Annotated in this window: 2 protein-coding genes; one reads left to right on the top strand and one right to left on the bottom strand. The window is 68.9% G+C overall.

Going from position 1 to position 2442, the window contains the following annotated elements; translation table 11 throughout:
* A partial coding sequence (locus tag ABZ260_RS50005) for a hypothetical protein (RefSeq protein ID WP_355632722.1) occupies positions 1–691 on the bottom strand: 691 nt, incomplete at its 3' end.
* Positions 692–1240: 549 nt separating this feature from the next.
* Between ABZ260_RS50005 and ABZ260_RS50000 the strand changes: the two genes are divergently transcribed.
* Positions 1241–2442 (top strand): ATP-binding protein (locus tag ABZ260_RS50000; protein ID WP_355632719.1); only part of this gene is annotated, 1202 nt, incomplete at its 3' end.

Below are 2442 nucleotides of genomic sequence, written 5' to 3'. Positions count from 1 at the left end.
CGCCCCGGCTGCTGGTGATGGTGACCTTGGCGGGAACCGCGGTGAGGGCCAGCGGCGAGCTGAACCGGTGGTACATGTACTGGCCGGCGTCGGTGAAACGCGACATCGTCACGGTGCCGCCCGAGTCGGGGGCCGTCCCCTTGCCGCTGTCCCAGGTGGCGGTGAGCACGGTCTGCGCGTCGGTGGCGCTCGACTTGACCTCCACCGAGAGGAAGTTCTCGTTGTCGAGGCTGGTGAACCACTCGGCGCGGAGCGGGGTCAGCGTGTCGACGTCCGCCGCCTCCGCCTGCGCCGCCTTGGTGAGCGCCTCCTGCCGTGCGGCCCTGTTCTCGGCCACATCGGCCTGGTCGGAGATGGCATCGCGCACGTCGAAGCCGAGGACGCGCAGTTCCTGAGCCTCCTCCGGGCTCAGTACGGCGTGCACCTCCAGACCCTCGTCGACGGGCCTGCGGTACTCCGCGAGGTCGACGCCCATGTTGTTGAGCCGGTCGATGGACTCCTGGTCGGGAACGATGACGCGCAGCAGCGCCACGCCGTTCTGCTCTGTGCTGGACTGCCGGTCGGGGGCGACCTCACTGGCCTGCGGTGCCGGATCGGCCAGCACAGGCATCGCGCTGAGGCTGAGGGCAAGGGGCAGGGCGAGCACGACCGCGGCGCGACCGACTCTCCTCCCGTTGAGGGGGCTCCTCATGAAAAATTCCTCCAGTTCGCGCACACCCCAGGTAGTTGGTCATTCTGGAATGAAGTGCGCAATTGGCAAGAATCCTCGCCAGAGGCCGAATATTCGTCAAGGCCCCAAAAGGGCATATCGGACGTGCTTAAATTCTGTAAGCAAATATTCACATGAAGGTTATATATGACTTATGCCATTCACCTCAGGACTGTGGTATATAGCAAAGATCAATAGCCTGTCAAGTAAGTACATCGAGTAATTGATGACCGTTTGGGCGATTTGTAGCTCTTAGTGCACGTATGTCGCGATCGGCGACCCCATCATCGGCCCCACCGTCGGCCGAAGCCTGCCGGCGAGGCGCTCGGGGGCGTCGACCATGCCCCGACTCCTCTCACAAACATTTCTCAAAGCAACCTCGGTCGAGGACCTGAGTGAGAACGAGTCATGAGAGGGATTCGAGGCTGTCGGCCGTCCCGTGAGGCGTTTTGGCGATCTTCTCTCGGAATCGAGTGTTCGTGAGAAGCGGCTCCGTGCGGGACGGAGCAGAGTGGCGGCCTCCTACAGTGGGTGCTTGTGCTTTACGGCAGATCTGCGGAAATCAGCGCACTCGACGAGGTGATCGCGCGGGCTCGCGACGGTTCCGGCGGCGCGGTGGTGTTGCGGGGCGGGGCAGGCGCGGGCAAGACCGCCTTGCTCGACGCGGCGGCCGCGCGCGGTGGTGCGATGCGGGTGTTGCGGGCCACCGGCGTCGAGTCCGAGTCCGACCTCGCGTTCGCGGCGCTGCACCAGGTGCTGTGGCCGGTGGCCGGTTCGCTCGACGCACTGCCCGAGCCGCAGCGCGATGCCGTGCGCGCGGCCCTGGGGCTTGCCGCGGGCAGTCTCGGCGATCGGTTCCTGGTGGGGGCCGGTGTGCTCTCGCTGTTGGCCGAGGCGGCCGCGCCGGACGGGCTGATGTGCGTGGTCGACGACTTCCAGTGGATCGACCGGGCCTCGGCCGATGCGCTGCTGTTCGCCGCCAGGCGGTTGGGGACGGAACGGATCGCGATGTTGTTCGCCGTACGCGGGGAGGCTCCTGTCAAGGGCGTGCCGCTGACGGTGGACGTGCGCGGTCTGGCCGAGTCCGCCGCGGCCGAGTTGCTGGAGTCCCGCCACGGTGTGCTGCCCGCCCAGGTGAAACGGGAGCTCGTCACGCTGACCGGCGCGAACCCGCTCGCCCTGGGTGAGATCGCCGCCCGCCTGACGCCCGCGCAGCTCGCCGGGCGCGAACCGCTGCCCGACCCACTGCCCGCCGGCGCCCGGCTCTTCGGCGATCGGGTGAGCGGGTTGTCGGCCTCTGCCCGGCTGGTCGCCTTGGTCGCCGCCGTAGCGGCCGACCTCGATCTGGTCCTGCGCGCCACTGAGCGGCTGTTCGCCGAGCAACCGGAACGGCCTGGCGCGAACCCGGCCCGATCGGCCTCATCCGGGCCGGGAACGGAGGTCGGGGCCGGGCGGGTGGCGTTGGCCGAGCTGGAGGAGAGCGGGCTGGCCGAGGTGTCGGGCACGAGCGTGCGTTTCGGTCATCCGCTCATCCGATCCGCGGTGCACGAGGCGGCCGGCGCGGCCGACGTCCGCCGCGTGCACGCCGTTCTGGCGGAGCTGACCGCGGATGACCGCCGCGCCTGGCACCTGGCCGGAGCCGCCCTGGGTCAGGACGAGCAGGTCGCCGCCGCGCTGGTGGCCGCCGCGGAGCGGGCGCGTGACCGTGGCGGGTACGGCGCCGCCGCCACGGC

Origin of the sequence: Streptosporangium sp. NPDC006013 (assembly GCF_040614275.1) — a bacterium.
Classification (GTDB): Bacteria; Actinomycetota; Actinomycetes; order Streptosporangiales; family Streptosporangiaceae; genus Streptosporangium.
The sequence above is the reverse complement of the archived record's forward strand: the minus strand, read 5'-3'. Positions and strand labels throughout refer to the sequence as shown.